The sequence below is a fragment of the Streptomyces sp. HM190 genome (assembly GCF_009857135.1).
Taxonomy (GTDB): Bacteria; Actinomycetota; Actinomycetes; order Streptomycetales; family Streptomycetaceae; genus Streptomyces; species Streptomyces heilongjiangensis.
In genome coordinates, this window is sequence record NZ_CP047318.1 from 1,119,161 (window position 1) to 1,135,272 (window position 16,112).

15 protein-coding genes are annotated in these 16,112 nt (G+C 73.4%); 10 read left to right on the forward strand and 5 right to left on the reverse strand.

All coding sequences use genetic code 11. The annotated features are described in order from the left end of the window. Positions 1–43: 43 nt before the first annotated feature. Positions 44–502 (reverse strand): ATP-binding protein, encoded by a 459-nt coding sequence (locus GSY65_RS04275; RefSeq protein ID WP_159766027.1) that lies wholly within the window; start codon positions 500–502, stop codon positions 44–46. Between the two features lie 246 nt (positions 503–748). On the opposite strand from GSY65_RS04275, the gene GSY65_RS04280 reads away from it, so the two are divergent. Continuing rightward, complete coding sequence (locus tag GSY65_RS04280; RefSeq protein ID WP_159766028.1) at positions 749–1,714, forward strand: helix-turn-helix domain-containing protein; 966 nt, start codon at positions 749–751, stop codon at positions 1,712–1,714. Then, on the forward strand, positions 1,630–1,854 hold the full coding sequence (locus tag GSY65_RS04285) for a DUF397 domain-containing protein (protein ID WP_055512956.1): 225 nt from the start codon (positions 1,630–1,632) through the stop codon (positions 1,852–1,854). The genes GSY65_RS04280 and GSY65_RS04285 overlap by 85 nt, the downstream gene beginning before the upstream one ends. Before the next feature lie 57 nt (positions 1,855–1,911). Here GSY65_RS04285 and GSY65_RS04290 read toward each other — a convergent pair whose 3' ends face one another. Continuing rightward, entirely contained in the window at positions 1,912–3,039 is a 1,128-nt protein-coding gene (locus GSY65_RS04290) for an 8-amino-7-oxononanoate synthase (RefSeq protein ID WP_159766029.1), read from the reverse strand. Positions 3,040–3,239: 200 nt separating this feature from the next. Here GSY65_RS04290 and bioB point away from each other — a divergent pair, with 200 nt between their 5' ends. Genes bioB through bioD form a run of 3 tightly spaced genes read left to right on the forward strand, consistent with a single transcriptional unit; the run spans position 3,240 to position 6,487 of the window. After that, entirely contained in the window at positions 3,240–4,484 is a 1,245-nt protein-coding gene (bioB, locus tag GSY65_RS04295; RefSeq protein ID WP_159766030.1) for a biotin synthase BioB, read from the forward strand. Continuing rightward, positions 4,477–5,766, forward strand: coding sequence for an adenosylmethionine--8-amino-7-oxononanoate transaminase (locus GSY65_RS04300; protein WP_159766031.1), 1,290 nt, complete (start codon positions 4,477–4,479; stop codon positions 5,764–5,766). The genes bioB and GSY65_RS04300 overlap by 8 nt, the downstream gene beginning before the upstream one ends. 1 nt (position 5,767) lies before the next feature. Continuing rightward, the gene (gene bioD / locus GSY65_RS04305; protein ID WP_159766032.1) at positions 5,768–6,487 is read left to right on the forward strand and encodes a dethiobiotin synthase; all 720 of its coding nucleotides are present in this window, start codon (positions 5,768–5,770) and stop codon (positions 6,485–6,487) included. A 56-nt stretch (positions 6,488–6,543) separates the two neighbouring features. Here the strand turns inward: bioD and GSY65_RS04310 are convergent, their stop codons facing one another. Beyond that, entirely contained in the window at positions 6,544–8,637 is a 2,094-nt protein-coding gene (locus GSY65_RS04310; RefSeq protein WP_159775611.1) for a helix-turn-helix transcriptional regulator, read from the reverse strand. A 559-nt stretch (positions 8,638–9,196) separates the two neighbouring features. Here GSY65_RS04310 and GSY65_RS04315 point away from each other — a divergent pair. Together GSY65_RS04315 and GSY65_RS04320 are read left to right on the forward strand one after the other, a co-directional pair. Beyond that, the gene (locus tag GSY65_RS04315; protein ID WP_159766033.1) at positions 9,197–9,883 is read left to right on the forward strand and encodes an esterase/lipase family protein; all 687 of its coding nucleotides are present in this window, start codon (positions 9,197–9,199) and stop codon (positions 9,881–9,883) included. Between the two features lie 173 nt (positions 9,884–10,056). Further along, complete coding sequence (locus tag GSY65_RS04320; protein ID WP_159766034.1) at positions 10,057–10,728, forward strand: class I SAM-dependent methyltransferase; 672 nt, start codon at positions 10,057–10,059, stop codon at positions 10,726–10,728. 21 nt (positions 10,729–10,749) lie between these two features. On the opposite strand, the gene GSY65_RS04325 is transcribed toward GSY65_RS04320, so the two are convergent. Continuing rightward, positions 10,750–11,124 (reverse strand): fic family toxin-antitoxin system, toxin component, encoded by a 375-nt coding sequence (locus GSY65_RS04325; RefSeq protein ID WP_159766035.1) that lies wholly within the window; start codon positions 11,122–11,124, stop codon positions 10,750–10,752. A 4-nt stretch (positions 11,125–11,128) separates the two neighbouring features. Continuing rightward, positions 11,129–11,404 carry a toxin-antitoxin system HicB family antitoxin gene (locus GSY65_RS04330; RefSeq protein ID WP_159766036.1) on the reverse strand — a complete coding sequence of 92 codons (276 nt, stop codon included), beginning with the start codon at positions 11,402–11,404 and terminating at the stop codon, positions 11,129–11,131. A 274-nt stretch (positions 11,405–11,678) separates the two neighbouring features. Here GSY65_RS04330 and GSY65_RS04335 point away from each other — a divergent pair, with 274 nt between their 5' ends. From GSY65_RS04335 to GSY65_RS04345, 3 genes are all read left to right on the forward strand, one after another. Further along, entirely contained in the window at positions 11,679–12,551 is an 873-nt protein-coding gene (locus GSY65_RS04335) for an ABC transporter ATP-binding protein (protein ID WP_159766037.1), read from the forward strand. A 4-nt stretch (positions 12,552–12,555) separates the two neighbouring features. Further along, a complete protein-coding gene (locus GSY65_RS04340; RefSeq protein WP_159766038.1) occupies positions 12,556–15,126 on the forward strand; it encodes an ABC transporter permease in 2,571 nt (856 codons plus the stop codon). A 103-nt stretch (positions 15,127–15,229) separates the two neighbouring features. Next, positions 15,230–16,108: a TIGR03621 family F420-dependent LLM class oxidoreductase gene (locus tag GSY65_RS04345; RefSeq protein ID WP_159766039.1), complete on the forward strand. Its 879-nt coding sequence runs from the start codon at positions 15,230–15,232 to the stop codon at positions 16,106–16,108. The last annotated feature ends 4 nt before the right edge of the window (positions 16,109–16,112 follow it).

Below are 16,112 nucleotides of genomic sequence, written 5' to 3' on the forward strand. Positions count from 1 at the left end.
GCGCCCCGGCGGGACGGCACCCGCCCCCAGGAGCAGGACCCGGTCAGGGCTCCTGCGGACCGCCTGCCCTGACCGGCGTCACGGGCACGGCCCAGGGAAGTTCGATCGCCACCGTCTTGCCGCCCTCCCGCGTGGGTCTGACACTCAGCCGCCCGCCGCACTCGGCGGTCAGCCAGCGGATGATGACCATGCCCCGCCCGTTGTCCTGCTGGACCGCGGCGGGCAGGCGTTTCGGGAAACGCGGATGGCTGTCGGTGACACCGATGTGCAGATGCTCGTCACGGTCGAGGACGAGGTCCACGGTGAACGTGGGTGACTGACCGAACGTGTGCTGCACGGCGTTGGTGGCGAGTTCGGACACGATCAGGCGCACGGTGTCCGCGATGTCCGTGTCGCTCGGCAGACCCCATTCGGCCAGCACGGTGGCGACGTATCTACGAGCCGCGGACACCGAGGCGGGATCGCTCGGCAGAGTGACGGATGCTTCCTGGTGATCTGCCATGACGAGGCGTCCCTTTCCCACGGGACCGATGTCCGACTGGGAGCGGATGGTTCGAGTACGGTCCCGGACTGGTGCTTCGCGCCAGACTGCCACTACCTGGGCGGTCACGGGCGGCGATCCACCAAGATATGCATATATCTGTCGCTCGAAGCGGTGAACTCTCCGACGGCCGACCGTATTCGTGGGGACCCCCGGGCCATCCTCTACCGTCACCCGACTTCGCGCGCCGGGCGGAAGGAGACACCCGTGCAGTACGGTCCGGCGGTGCGCCGCCGCAAGCTCGGCGCCGAGTTGCGCCTCCTGCGCACCCGCGTCGGCATCACCAGCGTCGAGGCGGCCCGTCTCGTGGGCTGGCACCAGTCGAAGGTGAGCCGCATCGAGACGGGCGCCAGCGGGGTGAAACCCGCGGACGTCCACCGGCTGCTGGACGCCTACGCGGTCGACGACACCGAGTTACGGGACCTGCTGATGGCGCTGGCGGGATCCGAGGACGGGGGCGGACGGCACAACTGGTGGCACGCGTACCGCGGCGTGCTGCCGCCGACGTACCGGGACTTCATCAGCCTGGAGTCGCAGGCGAGCGGGATGCGCACCCTGGAGACCTCGGTCGTGCCGGGCCTGCTGCAGATCCCCGAGTACGCCCGGGCGGTGACCCGGGCCGCGGTGGAGGGGCTGGAGGACGACAAGATCGACGCGCTCGTGGAAGTACGGCTCGCGCGGCAGGACGTCCTGCGCGGACGTCCCCCGATGACACTGAGCGCCGTGCTCGACGAGGGCGTCCTGCGGCGTGAGGTCGGCGGACCCGGGGTCATGGCGCGTCAGCTGGAGCGGCTGGTGGAGGCGGCGCGCCTGCCTCAAGTGAGGCTGCAGGTGCTGCCGTTCACTGCCGGGGCGCACATCGGCATCACCGGTCCTTTCGTAATCTTCTCATTTCAGAGCACATCCGATCTGGACGTGGTTGTTCTCGACCACTTGACGAGTAGCCTCTATCTGGAGCGGAAAGAAGACCTCAGGGCTTATGTCGAGGCCTTCAACGCCCTTCAGATCCACGCCCTTTCGCCCGAGGACTCGTTGGATTACATCGCCGCACTGGCTCAGGGCCAGCTTCCGGCGCGTAAGGAGGCACCATGTCAGCTCTGCCTCGGAACGTACCCACCAGTACCGCACTGCGCGGCGTGCGGTGGCTGCGCAGCAGCCGCAGCACGGGGATGAACAACTGTGTGGAAACGGCCCGTCCCGGGTCCGGCCGGCTGGCCGGACTGGTGGCCGTGCGCGACTCGAAGAACACGGCGGGGCCCGCCCTGCTGTTCACGCCGGAGGCATGGGAGGGATTCGTCACCACGCTTCGGTGAGCACCACGGACCGCACCACCGGTTCCGCTTCCGGCGACGCACGGCCGCGACGCCGACTCATGGTCGCGTGTCGCCGATGATTCCCACGGCCCGGTCGATCTGCGCCTCGGTGAGATCCGCCCGGGCGGTCAGCCGGAGCCTGGAGACGCCGTCGGGCACGGACGGTGGGCGGAAGCAGCCGACGGCGAGACCCGCCGCCCGGCAGTCCGACGCCCACCGCACCGCCTGATCCGGAGACGGCGCCCGCACGGACACCACGGCGGCGTCGGGCCGCACCGCTTCATGGCCCGAAGCCGTCAGCCGTGCGTGCAGCGCCCGCGCCACCTCACGGGCCCGTGCGGCCCGTTCCGGCTCACGGCGCAGCAGCCTCAGCGCGGCGAGGGCGGCACCCGTCGCCGCCGGGGCGAGCCCCGTGTCGAAGATGAACGTCCGGGCCGCGTTGACCAGGTGGTCGATGACCTTCGCCGGTCCGAGGACGGCACCGCCCTGGCTGCCCAGCGACTTCGACAGGGTGACCGTCACGACGACGTCGGGTGCCCCGGCGAGCCCCGCCGCCCACGGCGCGCCCCGGCCGCCGTCGCCGAGGACGCCGAGCCCGTGGGCGTCGTCCACCACGAGCCCGGCGCCGTGGGCGCGGCACGCGGCGGCCAGACCGGTCAGCGGGGCGGCGTCGCCGTCCACCGAGAACACCGTGTCGGAGACCGCGATCGCGGGCCCCTCGGCCGCGCCGAGCGCCTTGCGGACCGCGTCCGGGTCGGCGTGCCCGACGACCTGCGTGGTCCCGCGGGCCAGCCGGCAGCCGTCGATCAGGGAGGCGTGGTTGCCCGCGTCCGACACGACCAGCGAGCCGTGCGGGGCGAGCGCGGTGACGGCGGCGAGGTTGGCGGCGTAGCCGGAGGAGAAGACGAGCGCGGCCTCGAAGCCGCAGAAGGCGGCCAGTTCGCGCTCCAGTTCGCCGTGGAGTTCGGTGGTGCCGGTGACGAGCCGGGAGCCGGTCGCCCCGCCGCCCCAGGTGCGTGCCGCCCCGGCCGCGCCCTCGATGATCTCGGGGTGGTGGGCCAGCCCCAGGTAGTCGTTGCTCGCGAGGTCGAGCAGGGGCGAGTCGGCCGGGCGGGGGCGCAGGGTGCGGACGAGCCCGGCGCGGCGGCGCGCGGACGCCTGCTCGTCGATCCAGCCGAACGCCATGAGTCCTCCGGGGGTCGTGCGGGCGGCCCTCGCGGCGCCGGTGCCGTGGTCAGGCAGCGCGGCAGGGGCTTGTAGGTAGTGCACAGACCCTAACGGGACGGCTGAGCACCCTGGATGTGGCGATACCCACACATCGATCCTTCCGCGTTGTCCGAAGTCTCCTTGGCCGGGAGCGGTCCCGTAGGACAGGATCGGCTCTCATGGACCTGCTGAACACGCTGGTGGACAAAGGGCTCCGGCGCGAGCCGCTGAGCCGTGCCGAGGCGCTCGCCGTCCTCGGCACCTCCGACGACGACCTGCTCGACGTGGTGGCCGCGGCCGGTAAGGTGCGCAGGCACTGGTTCGGGCGACGGGTGAAACTGAACTATCTCGTCAACCTCAAGTCCGGGCTGTGTCCCGAGGACTGCTCCTACTGCTCCCAGCGGCTCGGATCGACGGCCGGGATCCTCAAGTACACCTGGCTGAAGCCCGACGAGGCGTCCAGGGCCGCCGCGGCCGGTCTCGCCGGCGGTGCCAAGCGGGTGTGCCTGGTGGCGTCCGGGCGCGGCCCGACGGACCGCGACGTCGACCGGGTCGCGGGCACCATCAAGGCCATCAAGGAGGAGAACGAGGGCGTCGAGGTGTGCGCCTGTCTGGGGCTGCTCTCCGACGGCCAGGCCGAACGGCTGCGCGAGGCGGGCGCGGACGCCTACAACCACAACCTCAACACGTCGGAGTCGACGTACGGGGAGATCACGACCACCCACACGTACGCCGACCGGGTGGACACCGTGCAGAAGGCGCACGCGGCGGGGCTGTCGGCGTGCTCGGGTCTGATCGCGGGCATGGGCGAGACGGACGAGGACCTGGTCGACGTCGTCTTCTCGCTGCGTGAACTGGACCCGGACTCGGTGCCGGTCAACTTCCTGATCCCGTTCGAGGGCACCCCGCTGGCCAAGGAGTGGAACCTCACGCCCCAGCGGTGCCTGCGGATCCTCGCCATGGTGCGGTTCGTCTGCCCGGACGTCGAGGTGCGCATCGCGGGCGGCCGCGAGGTCCATCTGCGGACGATGCAGCCGCTCGCGCTGCACCTGGCCAACTCGATCTTCCTCGGCGACTACCTCACCAGCGAGGGCCAGGCCGGCAAGGCCGACCTGGAGATGATCGCGGACGCCGGGTTCGAGGTCGAGGGCGCCGACCAGGTCACCCTGCCGGAGCACCGGGCGGCCGGAGGGGGCTGCGGGTCCCACGAGAGCCGTGGCGGGTGCGGGGCCCACGAGGACGGCGGCTGCGGGTCCCACGAAGGCGGCGGGTGCGGGGCGCACGAGGGGGGTGGCGTCTGCGGTTCCGCGGACGCCACGGCCACCGCCGCCCCCACGGCGGCCCCGCAGGCGGGCGAGGCCCGGACGGACCTCGTCGCCGTGCGGCGTCGTGGTGCCGGAACGGACCTCGCGCCCAATGCCTGAGGTGCCCGGCCCGAGCACGGCCGAGCTGCTGGACCTCGACCGGCGGCATGTGTGGCATCCGTACGGTCCGATGCCGGGCCGGGTCGAGCCGCTCGTCGTGGAGTCGGCGAGCGGCGTCCGGCTGCGGCTCGCCGACGGCTCGGGCGAACTGGTCGACGGCATGTCGTCCTGGTGGTCGGCCATCCACGGCTACAACCACCCGGTGCTCAACCGGGCCGCGCGCGAGCAGCTCGACCGGATGAGCCATGTGATGTTCGGCGGGCTCACCCACGAGCCCGCCGTACGGCTGGCGAAGCGACTTGTCGACCTGTCTCCCGACGGTCTGGAGCATGTGTTCCTCGCCGACTCGGGGTCGGTCTCGGTCGAGGTCGCCGTCAAGATGTGCCTGCAGTACTGGCGCTCGCTCGGCCGCCCCGGCAAGCGGCGCCTGCTCACCTGGCGCGGCGGCTACCACGGCGACACCTGGCAGCCCATGTCGGTGTGCGACCCCGAGGGCGGGATGCACGAGCTGTGGCAGGGGGTGCTGCCGCGGCAGGTGTTCGTGGAGGCGCCGCCCGCCGAGTACGACGAGGCGTACGCGGAGCGGTTGCGCTCGGCGGTCGAGCGGCACGCCGAGGAGCTGGCCGCCGTGATCGTCGAGCCGGTGGTACAGGGCGCGGGCGGGATGCGGTTCCACTCCCCCGCGTATCTGCGGGTGCTGCGCGAGGCGTGCGACGCGCACGACGTGCTGCTGGTGTTCGACGAGATCGCGACCGGGTTCGGCCGGACGGGTGCTCTGTTCGCGGCGGAGCACGCGGCGGTGACGCCGGACGTGATGTGCGTGGGCAAGGCGCTGACCGGCGGTTACCTGACGATGGCCGCGACGTTGTGCACGGCGCGGGTGGCCGACGGGATCTCGCGGGGCGAGGTACCGGTCCTCGCCCACGGGCCGACGTTCATGGGCAACCCGCTGGCCTCGTCCGTGGCGCTCGCCTCGATCGAGCTGCTGCTGGGGCAGGACTGGCTCGCGGCGGTCCGGCGGATCGAGGCGGGGCTGCGGGAAGGGCTGGCGCCGGCGCTCGACGTGCCGGGGGTGAAGGACGTCCGGGTCCTCGGCGCGATCGGTGTGGTCCAGCTCGACCACGAGGTGGACATGAGGGCGGCTACGCAGGCGGCGGTGCGGGAGGGCGTGTGGCTGCGGCCGTTCCGCGACCTCGTCTACACGATGCCGCCGTACGTCACCGGTGACGAGGACGTGGCACGGATCGCGCGCGCGGTGTGCGCGGCGGCGCGGGAGGGATGACATGGCGATCCTGGTGGTGACGGGGACGGGCACGGAGGTCGGCAAGACGGTCGCCACGGCGGCCGTCGCCGCGGTGGCGGCGACCGCCGGGCGGTCCGTGGCGGTGCTCAAGCCGGCGCAGACCGGGGTGCGGCCGGACGAGCGCGGCGACGCGGACGAGGTGGTGCGGCTCGCCGGGGACGCCGTCGCCGCTCACGAACTCGCCCGCTACCCGGAGCCGCTGGCTCCGGCGACGGCCGCCCGGCGGTCCGGGCTGGCCCCGGTTCACCCCGAGGAGGTCGCGGAGGCGGCGGCGAAGCTGGAGACCAGCCACGACCTGGTCCTGGTCGAGGGCGCGGGCGGTCTCCTCGTCCGCTTCGACGAGGCGGGCGGCACGCTGGCGGACACGGCCCGGCTGCTGGGCGCGCCGGTGCTGCTGGTCGCCTCGGCCGGGCTGGGCACCCTCAACACGACCGAGCTGACGGCGCGGGAACTCGCCGTGCGGGAGGTCCGGCTGACGGGTGTCGTGATCGGCAGCTGGCCAGAAGCCCCGGATCTGGCGTCCCGCTGCAATGTGGCGGACCTGCCGGTGGTGGCGGGAGCGCCGCTGCTGGGGGCGGTGCCGGAGGGCGCGGGCGCGCTGGACCCGGCGGAGTTCCGGGCGCGGGCGGGCGGTTGGCTGGCACCGGCGCTGGGCGGCGCCTGGGACGCGACGGGCTTCGCGACGCGGGTGGGCGTGTAAGGCAGGGCGCGTCGCGGGAGGCCGTGCGGCGGCCGGTGCCCGGCACGGGGCGGGGGTCAGCTCGTCGTCTCTCCCAGCAGGCGGACCAGTTCGATGCGGGATCTGATGCCCAGGCGGGCGAAGACGCCGCGGAGGTGGTGGTCGATCGTGCGGGGGCTCAGGAGGAGGCGGGCGGCGATCTCGCGGTTCGTGGCGCCGTCCGCGGCCATCCGGGCGATGGCCAGTTGCTGGGCGGTGAGCCGGCCGGTGAGATCGTCGGTGCCCCGGGCGGCGGGGGCCCGTTCGCCGAGGGCGCGGAGTTCGGCGCGGGCCTGCTCGGCGCAGTGGGGCGAGCCGAAGTGGTCGAACGCCTCCCGCGCGCTGTGCAGCCGGTCGCGGGCCTCGGTGCGGTTGCGGAGCCGCCGCAGCGCGCTGCCGAACAGCAGTTCCGTGCGGGCCCGTTCGAAGTCACGGGTGCCGGAGGCGTGCAGGTCGAGCGCGGCGCGGTAGTGCTCGACGGCCTCCTCCCCCGTCGCGAGCAGCGCCCGGCAGCGGGCGCTGAGGGCGAGGTCGTCGGCGCTGCGGACGGTGCGGGCCCAGCGGTCGTAGTCGGCGTGCGCGGCGCGGGCGACGCGGGTGTCGCCGGTGCGGACGGCGGCCTCGACGTAGTGCGGGGTGGCGAGGTGGCGGATGGCCCGGTGCCCGTGCCCGGGGCCGAACCCGGCGAGCGCGCGGAGGCGGGCAGCCGAGGCGGCGTAGCGGCCGGCGGCGAGGTCCAGGAAGGCGAGGGCGGACATGGCGAGCGCCGCCGGGAGCCCGAGGCCCCGTTCCAGCGCGTGGGCGCGGGCGGACTCGGCGCGTTCCCGGCACACCCGCTCGTCCCCGGTGACGGCCGCGAACATCGCGAGGGCGGCCTGGAGATGGCAGGCCCCGTTGTCCTGCCCGGTGGCGTACGCCTGCCGCAGGGCGTCCACGGCGGCGGCCTCGGCGGCCCTGGGGCGCCCGGTCCAGAACTCGGTGTACGCCCGGAACTCCATGGCCTGCGGCACCGTGGCCGTCTCGCCCCTGGCGCGGGCGGAGGCGGCGGCGCGAGCGGTGGCGGTGAACGCGCGGGTGTGGTCGCCGAGGAGGAGGGCGGCGATCCCGGCGTGGATCAGCCCGGTGGGGTCGCCGCCGGGGCCGCTGCGTCCGGCGGCGGCTTCGAGGACGTCGCGGGCGTCGTCGTAGCGTCCCTCGAACGCGGCGGCCAGTGCGCCGAGGGTGCTCGGCGGCAGGATGCCGAGCCGGTCGGCGACGGCGGCGGCCTCCCGGCAGCGGCGCAGGTCCCCGGTGTAGACGGCGGCCTCGGTGGCTCGTGCCAGCAGATGGGCGGCCGTGTCCGGGTCGTGATCGGCGCCGTGCCGGACGGCGGCGGTGAGCAGGGCGTCGAAGGCCTCGGAGGCGTTGCCCGAGCGGAGGGCGAGGAGCCCGGCGAGGGTGTCGTCGTCGGTGGCGGCGACGAGCCGGCGGGCCCGGTCGCCGTCGCCCGACTGCCAGGCATCCGCCGCCGCCCGCGCGAGCAGGGGCACGCGTTCGGCGGGGTCGGGGGTGAGGGCGGCGGCGCGTTCGGCGAGGGCGGAGGCCAGCACGGGATCGCCGATGGCACGTGCCACCTTCGCCGCGAGGCGGAGTTCGGCGGCGAGCCGGCGACTGGGACCGAGGGCGGCGGCGGCCCGGTGCCAGGAGCGTGCCGGTCTCTCGCCCTCGCCGCTGAGGACTCCGGCGAGCAGGCGGTGGACCGCGCGGCGGTCGGCCGTGGAGGCGGACTCGTAGACGGCGATACGGGTCCAGGCGTCCCGGAAGACGACACCCTGGGCGGTGGCGTCCGCGAGGCCCGCCGCCTCGGCCTCGTCGAGGGGCCGGGTGTCGAGTCCGGCGGCCGCGACGGCCCGCTCGTAGGCGTGTGTCGGGACCGGGTACTGGTCGGCTGCGGCGAGGAGCAGCAGGAAGCGGGTGTCGTCGGGCAGGGCCCGCAGGTCGCGCCGGTGGGCGCGCAGCAGCGCGGGGGCGAGCGCGAACGGCTCGGCGGGCAGCGGATCGAGCCCGGTGGCCTGGCGCGGGGTGAGCGCGGCGGCGAGTTCGGCGGCGGCCCGCGGATCGCCGTGGGCGGCGTGCAGCAGACGTACGCGCACGCCCTCGGACAGCGCGGGCCCGGTCCCGGCACGCTCGGCCGGGCCGAAGGCGGCCTGGCGGGACGCGGAGGGGCGGGAGGCACGCGGGTGGGGCGCGGAGGGGCCGGTGACGGACGGGCCGGGTGCGCCCTCGCCCGATGCGCACGGGGCGGGCGAGGGCCGCTTGGGCGGGACGGACGCGGGCGAGCCGGACGCGGGCGGGACGGACGCGGGCGAGCCGGACGCGGGCGGGACGGACGCGGGCGAGCCGGACGCGGGCGGGACGGCGGTGCCCTGGCCGGGCGTGGTCGGGACGGGCGTGGTCGGGCCGCGTCGGGGCGGCGCGGGCACGCCGCCGGGCGGTGTCGGCGCGGCGGCCGATGCCGTGTGCGGGCTCGGCCGCGCGGTACTGGGGGGCGGTGGCGAGCGATGCGGAAGTCGTGGGGGGTTCACCGGAGTCACCACACTCATCACGTTACTTGCGGGTTAACCGACCAGTAAACACCGGCGATTTCACCGATGCGGCGCGCGTAGACCCCGCTGACACTCCTGACGAACCCCACCCGCCTCAGGAGGCTCCATGCATCGCCGCATGCGCCGTATCGCCACGGCCCTCGGGACCGTGACCAGCACGCTCCTGCTGTCCCTGACCTTCTCCGCGGCCCCCGCCCGGGCCGCGACCCACGACCCGGTCGTCTTCGTGCACGGTCTGAGCAGCTCGTCCAGCAGCTGGGACGACTGGATCGCCTACTTCAAGGCGGACGGTTACGCCGCCTCGGAACTGCACTCCTGGTCGTACGACTGGGGCCAGTCGAACGTCACGACGGCGGCGCAGCTGAAGACGAAGATCCAGAGCGTGCTCGCCTCGACGGGCGCCTCCAAGGTCGACGTGGTCGTCCACTCGATGGGCGCGCTCAGCTCGCGCTACTACCTCAAGAACCTCGGCGGGACGGCGTACGTGGACGACTTCGTCTCCACCGCCGGCGTCAACCACGGCACGACCGTGGCGGGTTGGTGCCGCTGGCTCTACACCTCGTGCGGCGAGATGTACACCGGCAGCTCGTTCCTGACCTCGCTCAACTCCGGTGACGAGACGCCGGGCAGCGTGTCGTACGCCAGCTACTGGTCGAACTGCGACGAGGCGCTCACCCCGGACACCACCGCGATCCTGAACGGGGCCACGAACGTCGAGGTCGGCTGTGTCTCGCACAACGAGATGAACAACGACCACGGCGTCTACGAGCAGGTGCGGAACTTCATCGCCTGACCTCCCGGCACGCCGGGAACACCGCCCGTCGTACGCCCCGCGCCCGTCGCGCGGTCTCCTCCCCAGGGCCGCGCGGCGGGCGCCGCCGCGCCCGTCTCCCGGTACGGGACGGGTGAGCCGGTCCCCGAGGGGGGACAATCGCGGTATCTGTCGTCCTCCTCGGGAGGTCCGTCATGGTCCGTGCCGGCAAGGACGCCGTGCGCCACCCCCTGTTCGCCCGGTTCTACGCCCGGTTGAGCGTGTCGGCGGAGCCGGTGATCGGCCCGTTGCGCGATGAACTGCTCGACGGGCTGTCGGGGCGGGTCATCGAGATCGGCGCCGGCAACGGTCTGAACCTCGCGCACTACCCGCGTACGGTCGCGGAGGTCGTGGCGATCGAACCGGAGTACTCCCTGCGGCAGTTGGCGCTGGAGGCGGCCCTGCGCGCCGACGTGCCGGTGGATGTCGTGCCGGGCGTGGCGGAGGCCCTGCCGGTCAAGAGCGAGGCGTTCGACGCGGCCGTGGTGTCGCTGGTGCTGTGCAGTGTGCGGGATGTGCGGCGTGCGCTGGGGGAGGTCCGGCGGGTGCTGCGTCCCGGCGGTGAGCTGAGGTTCCTCGAGCACGGCGGGGGCGGCGGCCGGGTGATGCGCACGACGCAGCGGGCGCTGGACCGCACGGTGTGGCCCCTGTTGTTCGGCGGCTGCCATGTGTCCCGCGACCCGCTGGGCGCGATCGGGGCCGCGGCGTTCGAGATCGAGTCGGTCAAGGAGCTGTGCGTACCGCCGCGGGGCCCGCGCCTGCCCAGTTCGTACCACGTACTGGGCCGGGCCCGGCGCTCCGGCCCGGCCGGCGACGTGGAGGCATAGAGGGCCTGTCGGCGCGGTCGTTCACCGGCTCCATCGGCGCAGTTCCTGTGCGATGTCGTGCACCGTCGCCTCGCCGGTCTTCACGAGTCGGGCCAGTTCGCGCACCCGCTCGGCGGAGGTGACGACCTTGACGCCGCTGGCGACGAGGTAGCCATAGGCGACGGCGGAGGCGAACAGCGCGTTGGAGCGCTCCAGGGCCGGGACGTGCATCAGGAGTTGCAGGAGTGAGGCCGCGCGGGCGTGCGGGGTGTCGTAGACGGGGACGTCGAAGATCTGCGCGTCGTGCCGGGCGACGGCGGCGACGAGGGCGCCCCAGTCGCTGACCTGGGGATCTCCGGGCGTCTTCTGTTCGGCGACCATCAGCAGCCAGGCGAGGTCGATGCGGAGCCGGCTCAAGGGATCAGTGACGTCCCTCGTGTCCGCCCCCGGGCTCCCCCGCCGCTCTCGACGTCGTCCGGGCGGGGGCGGCGCCGTCGAACTCCTCGGCGAAGACCGCCGCGTACTGCTTCATGAAATCGGCCGCGGACTCCACGAAGGTGTGGCCCACCTCTCCGGTGTCCTGTCTGACCAGCTCCTCGATGTACCGGTTGACACTCATCCCACGCTCCAGGGCTCGCTCCCGGGCGGCGCGCGCCGTGTCCTCGTCCACCCGTACGTTCAGCTGGGTCTTGGCCATGCCTCGACGCTAGCGCCGGAGTGCTAGCGCAGCAAGGGCGCACAGGAGCACGGCACGGCACCCGGCACCCGGCACCCGGCACCCGGCACCCGGCACCCGCAGGGACCTCACACCCGCAGGGGGACTACACCCATGCCCCTTACATCCACCTACGACGCCCGACCTGCGACGGAGAGCGACTCGGACTTCGGGGGGATACCCGGTGTGGACTGGATCACATTAGGCTCGTCCGGGAACGCCCGGAATGCGAACCCTTTCGAGCAGGGAGGCCGTTTTGTCCACTGCTGCCGCTGAGCACTCTCTCGGCCGCGCGGAAGCCGATGGTGTCGCCGCCCGCGCCCGGGGCCTGACGAAGGCGTACGGCTCGGGCGAGACGGCGGTGCTCGCCCTCGACTCGGTCGACGTGGACATCGCGCGCGGCCGCTTCACCGCGGTGATGGGCCCCTCGGGCTCGGGGAAGTCCACGCTGATGCACTGCCTGGCCGGGCTCGACACCGTGTCGGCCGGGCAGGTGTGGCTCGGGGACACCGAGATCACCGGGCTGAAGGACCGGGAGCTGACCCGGCTGCGCCGGGACCGCATCGGCTTCATGTTCCAGTCGTTCAACCTGATCCCGACGCTGAACGCGGCCGAGAACATCACGCTGCCCATGGACATCGCGGGCCGCAAACCCGACGAGAAGTGGCTGGACCAGGTCATCGACACGCTCGGGCTGCGGAACCGGCTGGGGCACCGGCCGGCCCAGCTCTCCGGCGGCCAGCAGCAGCGGGTCGCCTGCGCCCGCGCCCTCGCCTCCCGGCCCGAGCTGATCTTCGCGGACGAGCCGACCGGCAACCTCGACTCGCGGGCCGGACTGGAGGTGCTGGGCTTCCTGCGCGGGGCCGTCGACCAGCTGGGCCAGACCGTCGTCATGGTCACCCACGACCCCGGCGCCGCCGCCCACTCCGACCTGGTGCTGTACCTCGCCGACGGTCGGATCGTGGACCGGATGGAGCACCCCACGGCCGAGGCGGTCCTCGAACGCATGCGCCTGTTCAGCGGCAGCGCCGCCCAGCCCTCCGCACTCGATCCGCGCGCCCCGGCCGACGGGCAGGACGCGCCCTCCGACGCGCGCACCACCGGGACCACCGACCTCGACAAGGACTGAGACCGTGCTGAAGGCGACCCTGCGGAGTTTTCTCGCGCACAAGGGGCGGCTGCTGCTCTCCGCGCTGGCCATCGTCCTGTCCGTGGCGTTCGTCTCGGGCAGCCTGATCTTCTCGGACACGGTCACCCGCACCTTCGACCGTCTCTTCGCCTCCACCGCGGCCGACGTCACCGTCGGCCCGAAGGACGACGACCTGGAGGGGCAGCTGCCGTCCGGGGCCGTGGACACCGTGCCCGCCTCCCTCGCCCAGCGGGTCGCGAAGGTCGACGGCGTCGCGGACACCCATGTGGACGCCGCCGTGGAGAACATCACCGTCGTCGACCAGGACAACGAGTCGGTGGGCCCGACGACCGGCGCCCCCACCATCGCAACCAACTGGTACCCCACCGACCGCAGTCCCGTGGAGCTGACCAGCGGTCACGCGCCCGAGGGCCCCGGTCAGGCACTGCTGGACGCCGACACCGCGAAGAAGAAGGACGTCGAGATCGGTGACACGCTCACCGTGCTCGCCGCACCCGGCTCCTTCAAGGTGGAGATCGTCGGCATCGCCACCTTCACCACCACCAACCCCGGCGCCGCGCTGGTCTTCCTCGACACACCGACCGCGCAGTCCCGGCTGCTGGGCAACCCGGACGCCGCCACCGGCATCTCGGTGACCGCCGCCCCCGGCGTCGGCGACGACGAGCTGAAGGAACGGATCGCCGCCGCCCTCGGGCCGGACAGGTACACGTACCAGACCGCCGACGAGCAGGCCGATTCGGCGGCCGCCTCGCTGGGCGGGTTCCTCGACGTCATCAAGTACGTGATGCTGGGCTTCGCGGGCATCGCGACGCTCGTCGGGGTCTTCCTCATCGTCAACACCTTCTCGATGCTCATCGCCCAGCGCACCCGTGAGCTGGGCCTGCTGCGCGCCCTGGGCGCCGACCGGCGGCAGGTGCGCCGGTCCGTGCTCACCGAGGCGGCGCTCCTCGGCCTCGTCGGGTCGACGCTCGGACTCGCCGCGGGCATCGGGCTGGCCTTCGGGCTGATCGAACTCATGGGCGCGTTCGGGATGAACCTCAAGTCCACCGAGATGGTGGTCGGCGTGGGGACGCCGATCGCGGCGTACGTCGTCGGGCTCGGGGTGACCTTCGTGGCGGCGTACCTGCCGGCGCGGCGCGCGGCGACCGTGTCGCCGATGGCGGCGCTGTCGGACGCGGAGATCGCCGGGGCGGGCCGGCCGCTGCGGACGCGGGCGGTGGTCGGCGCGGTCGTCGGCGCGGCAGGCGCCGCCGCGCTCGTGGGGTGCGCGGTGTCGTCGGACACCGGCTCGGCGGCCTCGCTCCTCGGCCTCGGCGTCGTCCTCACCCTGATCGCGACCGTCATCGCGGGCCCGCTCCTGGTGCGGCCGGTGATCCGGGTCCTCGGCGGCGCGTTCCCGGCGCTGTTCGGCTCCATCGGCCGGATGAGCCAGCGCAACGCCCTGCGCAACCCGCGCCGTACGGGGGCGACGGCCGCCGCGCTGATGGTGGGGCTCGCGCTGGTCGCCGGGATGTCCGTGGCGAGCGCGTCGATGACCAAGTCGTTCGACAACGAGATCGACAAGACGCTGGGCGCGGACTTCGTCGTCCAGAACCAGAACTTCCAGCCGTTCCCGCAGGAGGTCACGGACAAGGTCCGCAACACCGAGGGCGCCGGCCTCGTCGTACGGCAGCGGTTCGCGCCCGTCGCCGTGCGGCTGCCGGACGGCAAGCGGGTCGAGACCACCGCCTCCGCCTACGACTCCCGGCTCGACGAGGTCGCGAACGTCACCTACGCCCAGGGCGACAGCGCCGCCGCGCTGGCCGACGGCGCCCTCGGCATGGACGTGGGCTTCGCCCGCGAGCACCGCGTGAGGATCGGCGACAAGATCCCGGTGCGGTTCCCGGGCGGGAAGGACGCCGAGTTGAAGGTCGGCGCGTTCACCGACCAGGACACCGCCGACGGCTTCGGGACGCAGGGCGGCTTCTTCTTCGGGACGGGCACCATCGAGCGGTACGTGCCCGGCGGCCAGGACTCGGCGCTGTACGTGAACGCCGCCCCCGGCGTCGGCGCCGACACACTGCGCGCGAACCTGGAGAGGACGCTGGACGCGTACCCCCAGGTGCAGGTGCGGGACCAGGCCGACTACAAGGAACTGGTCCGCGGCCAGATCGCCGTGCTGCTGTACCTGGTGTACGCGCTGCTCGGCCTCGCCATCGTGATCGCCGTGCTCGGTGTGGTGAACACCCTCGCGCTGTCGGTGGTCGAGCGCACCCGGGAGATCGGGCTGCTGCGGGCGATCGGCCTCGGCCGGCGGCAGCTGCGGCGGATGATCCGCCTGGAGTCGGTGGTGATCGCCGTGTTCGGCGCGGTCCTCGGGCTGGCGCTGGGTCTGGTGTGGGGCGTGTGCGTGCAGCAGGTGCTGGCGCTCCAGGGCATGAAGGCGCTCGCGATCCCGTGGGGCACGGTCGTCGCCGTGGTGATCGGCTCGGCGGTGGTCGGTGTGGTGGCCGCTCTGCTGCCCGCGCTGCGGGCGTCGCGGATGAACGTGCTGGCGGCGATCGCGCACGAGTGAACCGGCGGCGGAGTCGCGGTCCGGGCGTGCTGGCAGCGAGCGCGCCCGGGTGGTGTACTCGCCGGGACACCAGGCTCACATCCCTTGCCGGTGAGGAGAGTTCATGCCGCGCCCGTTCCGTTTCGGAGTCAGTCTGCTCAATCCGACCTCGGCCGAGGAGTGGCGCGCGAAGTGCCGCCGGGCCGAGCGGCTCGGCTACGACGTGATCCTGGTCCCCGACCATCTGGGCATGCCGGCCCCGTTCCCGGCGCTGGTGGCCGCCGCGGCGGCCACCGAACGGCCCCGGGTCGGCACGTTCGTGCTCAACGCCGGCTTCTGGAACCCGGCGCTCCTGGCCCGCGAGGTGGCCACCACGGACGCGCTGACCGGCGGACGGCTGGAACTGGGGCTCGGCACCGGGTACGTGCCGGCCGAGCACGCGAGGGCGGGCCTGCCGTGGGGGTCGCCGGGTGAGCGCGTCGACCGTCTCACGCGGACGATCACGGAGTTACGGCGGCTGCTCGCCTCGGAGGAGCACCAACCGCGCCCCGAGCAGCGGACGGTTCCGCTGCTCGTCGGCGCCAACGGCGACCGGATGCTGCGGGTCACCGCCGAGCACGCGGACGTCGCGGCGTTCACGGGCGCCCGGCCCGGGGCGGGCGGCACGCTGGAGGTGCTGACGGCGGAGCAGCTGGACGAACGGGTCGGCCGGTACCACGAGTTCGCCTCCGGCCGGGAGGAGCCGGCCGAGCTGAACCTGCTGATCCAGATCGTGGAGTTCACCGAGGACCGTGGCGCCGCCGTACAGCCGTGGCTCGGGCACGTCCCGCATCTGAGCGAGGAACAGGTGCTGCGGCTGCCGCTGGTCCTCGTGGGCACGCTGGACGAGATCGTCGACCAGGTGCTGGCGCAGCGGAAACGGTACGGCTTCACGTATCTCACGGTCCTGGAGCCGAACATGGAGGCGTTCGCCCGGGTCGTCGAGGCGCTGCGCGGCAGATGAGGGC

Bases quoted from the DNA above. Each gene is read 5' to 3' on its own strand.
- GSY65_RS04285 (WP_055512956.1), top strand. From the start codon at position 1,630: ATGTCAGCTCTGCCTCGGAACGTACCCACCAGTACCGCACTGCGCGGC.
- GSY65_RS04275 (WP_159766027.1), bottom strand. From the start codon at position 502: ATGGCAGATCACCAGGAAGCATCCGTCACTCTGCCGAGCGATCCCGCC.
- GSY65_RS04300 (WP_159766031.1), top strand. From the start codon at position 4,477: ATGCCTGAGGTGCCCGGCCCGAGCACGGCCGAGCTGCTGGACCTCGAC.
- GSY65_RS04315 (WP_159766033.1), top strand. From the start codon at position 9,197: ATGCATCGCCGCATGCGCCGTATCGCCACGGCCCTCGGGACCGTGACC.
- bioD (WP_159766032.1), top strand. From the start codon at position 5,768: ATGGCGATCCTGGTGGTGACGGGGACGGGCACGGAGGTCGGCAAGACG.
- GSY65_RS04290 (WP_159766029.1), bottom strand. From the start codon at position 3,039: ATGGCGTTCGGCTGGATCGACGAGCAGGCGTCCGCGCGCCGCCGCGCC.
- bioB (WP_159766030.1), top strand. From the start codon at position 3,240: ATGGACCTGCTGAACACGCTGGTGGACAAAGGGCTCCGGCGCGAGCCG.
- GSY65_RS04320 (WP_159766034.1), top strand. From the start codon at position 10,057: ATGGTCCGTGCCGGCAAGGACGCCGTGCGCCACCCCCTGTTCGCCCGG.
- GSY65_RS04330 (WP_159766036.1), bottom strand. From the start codon at position 11,404: ATGGCCAAGACCCAGCTGAACGTACGGGTGGACGAGGACACGGCGCGC.
- GSY65_RS04345 (WP_159766039.1), top strand. From the start codon at position 15,230: ATGCCGCGCCCGTTCCGTTTCGGAGTCAGTCTGCTCAATCCGACCTCG.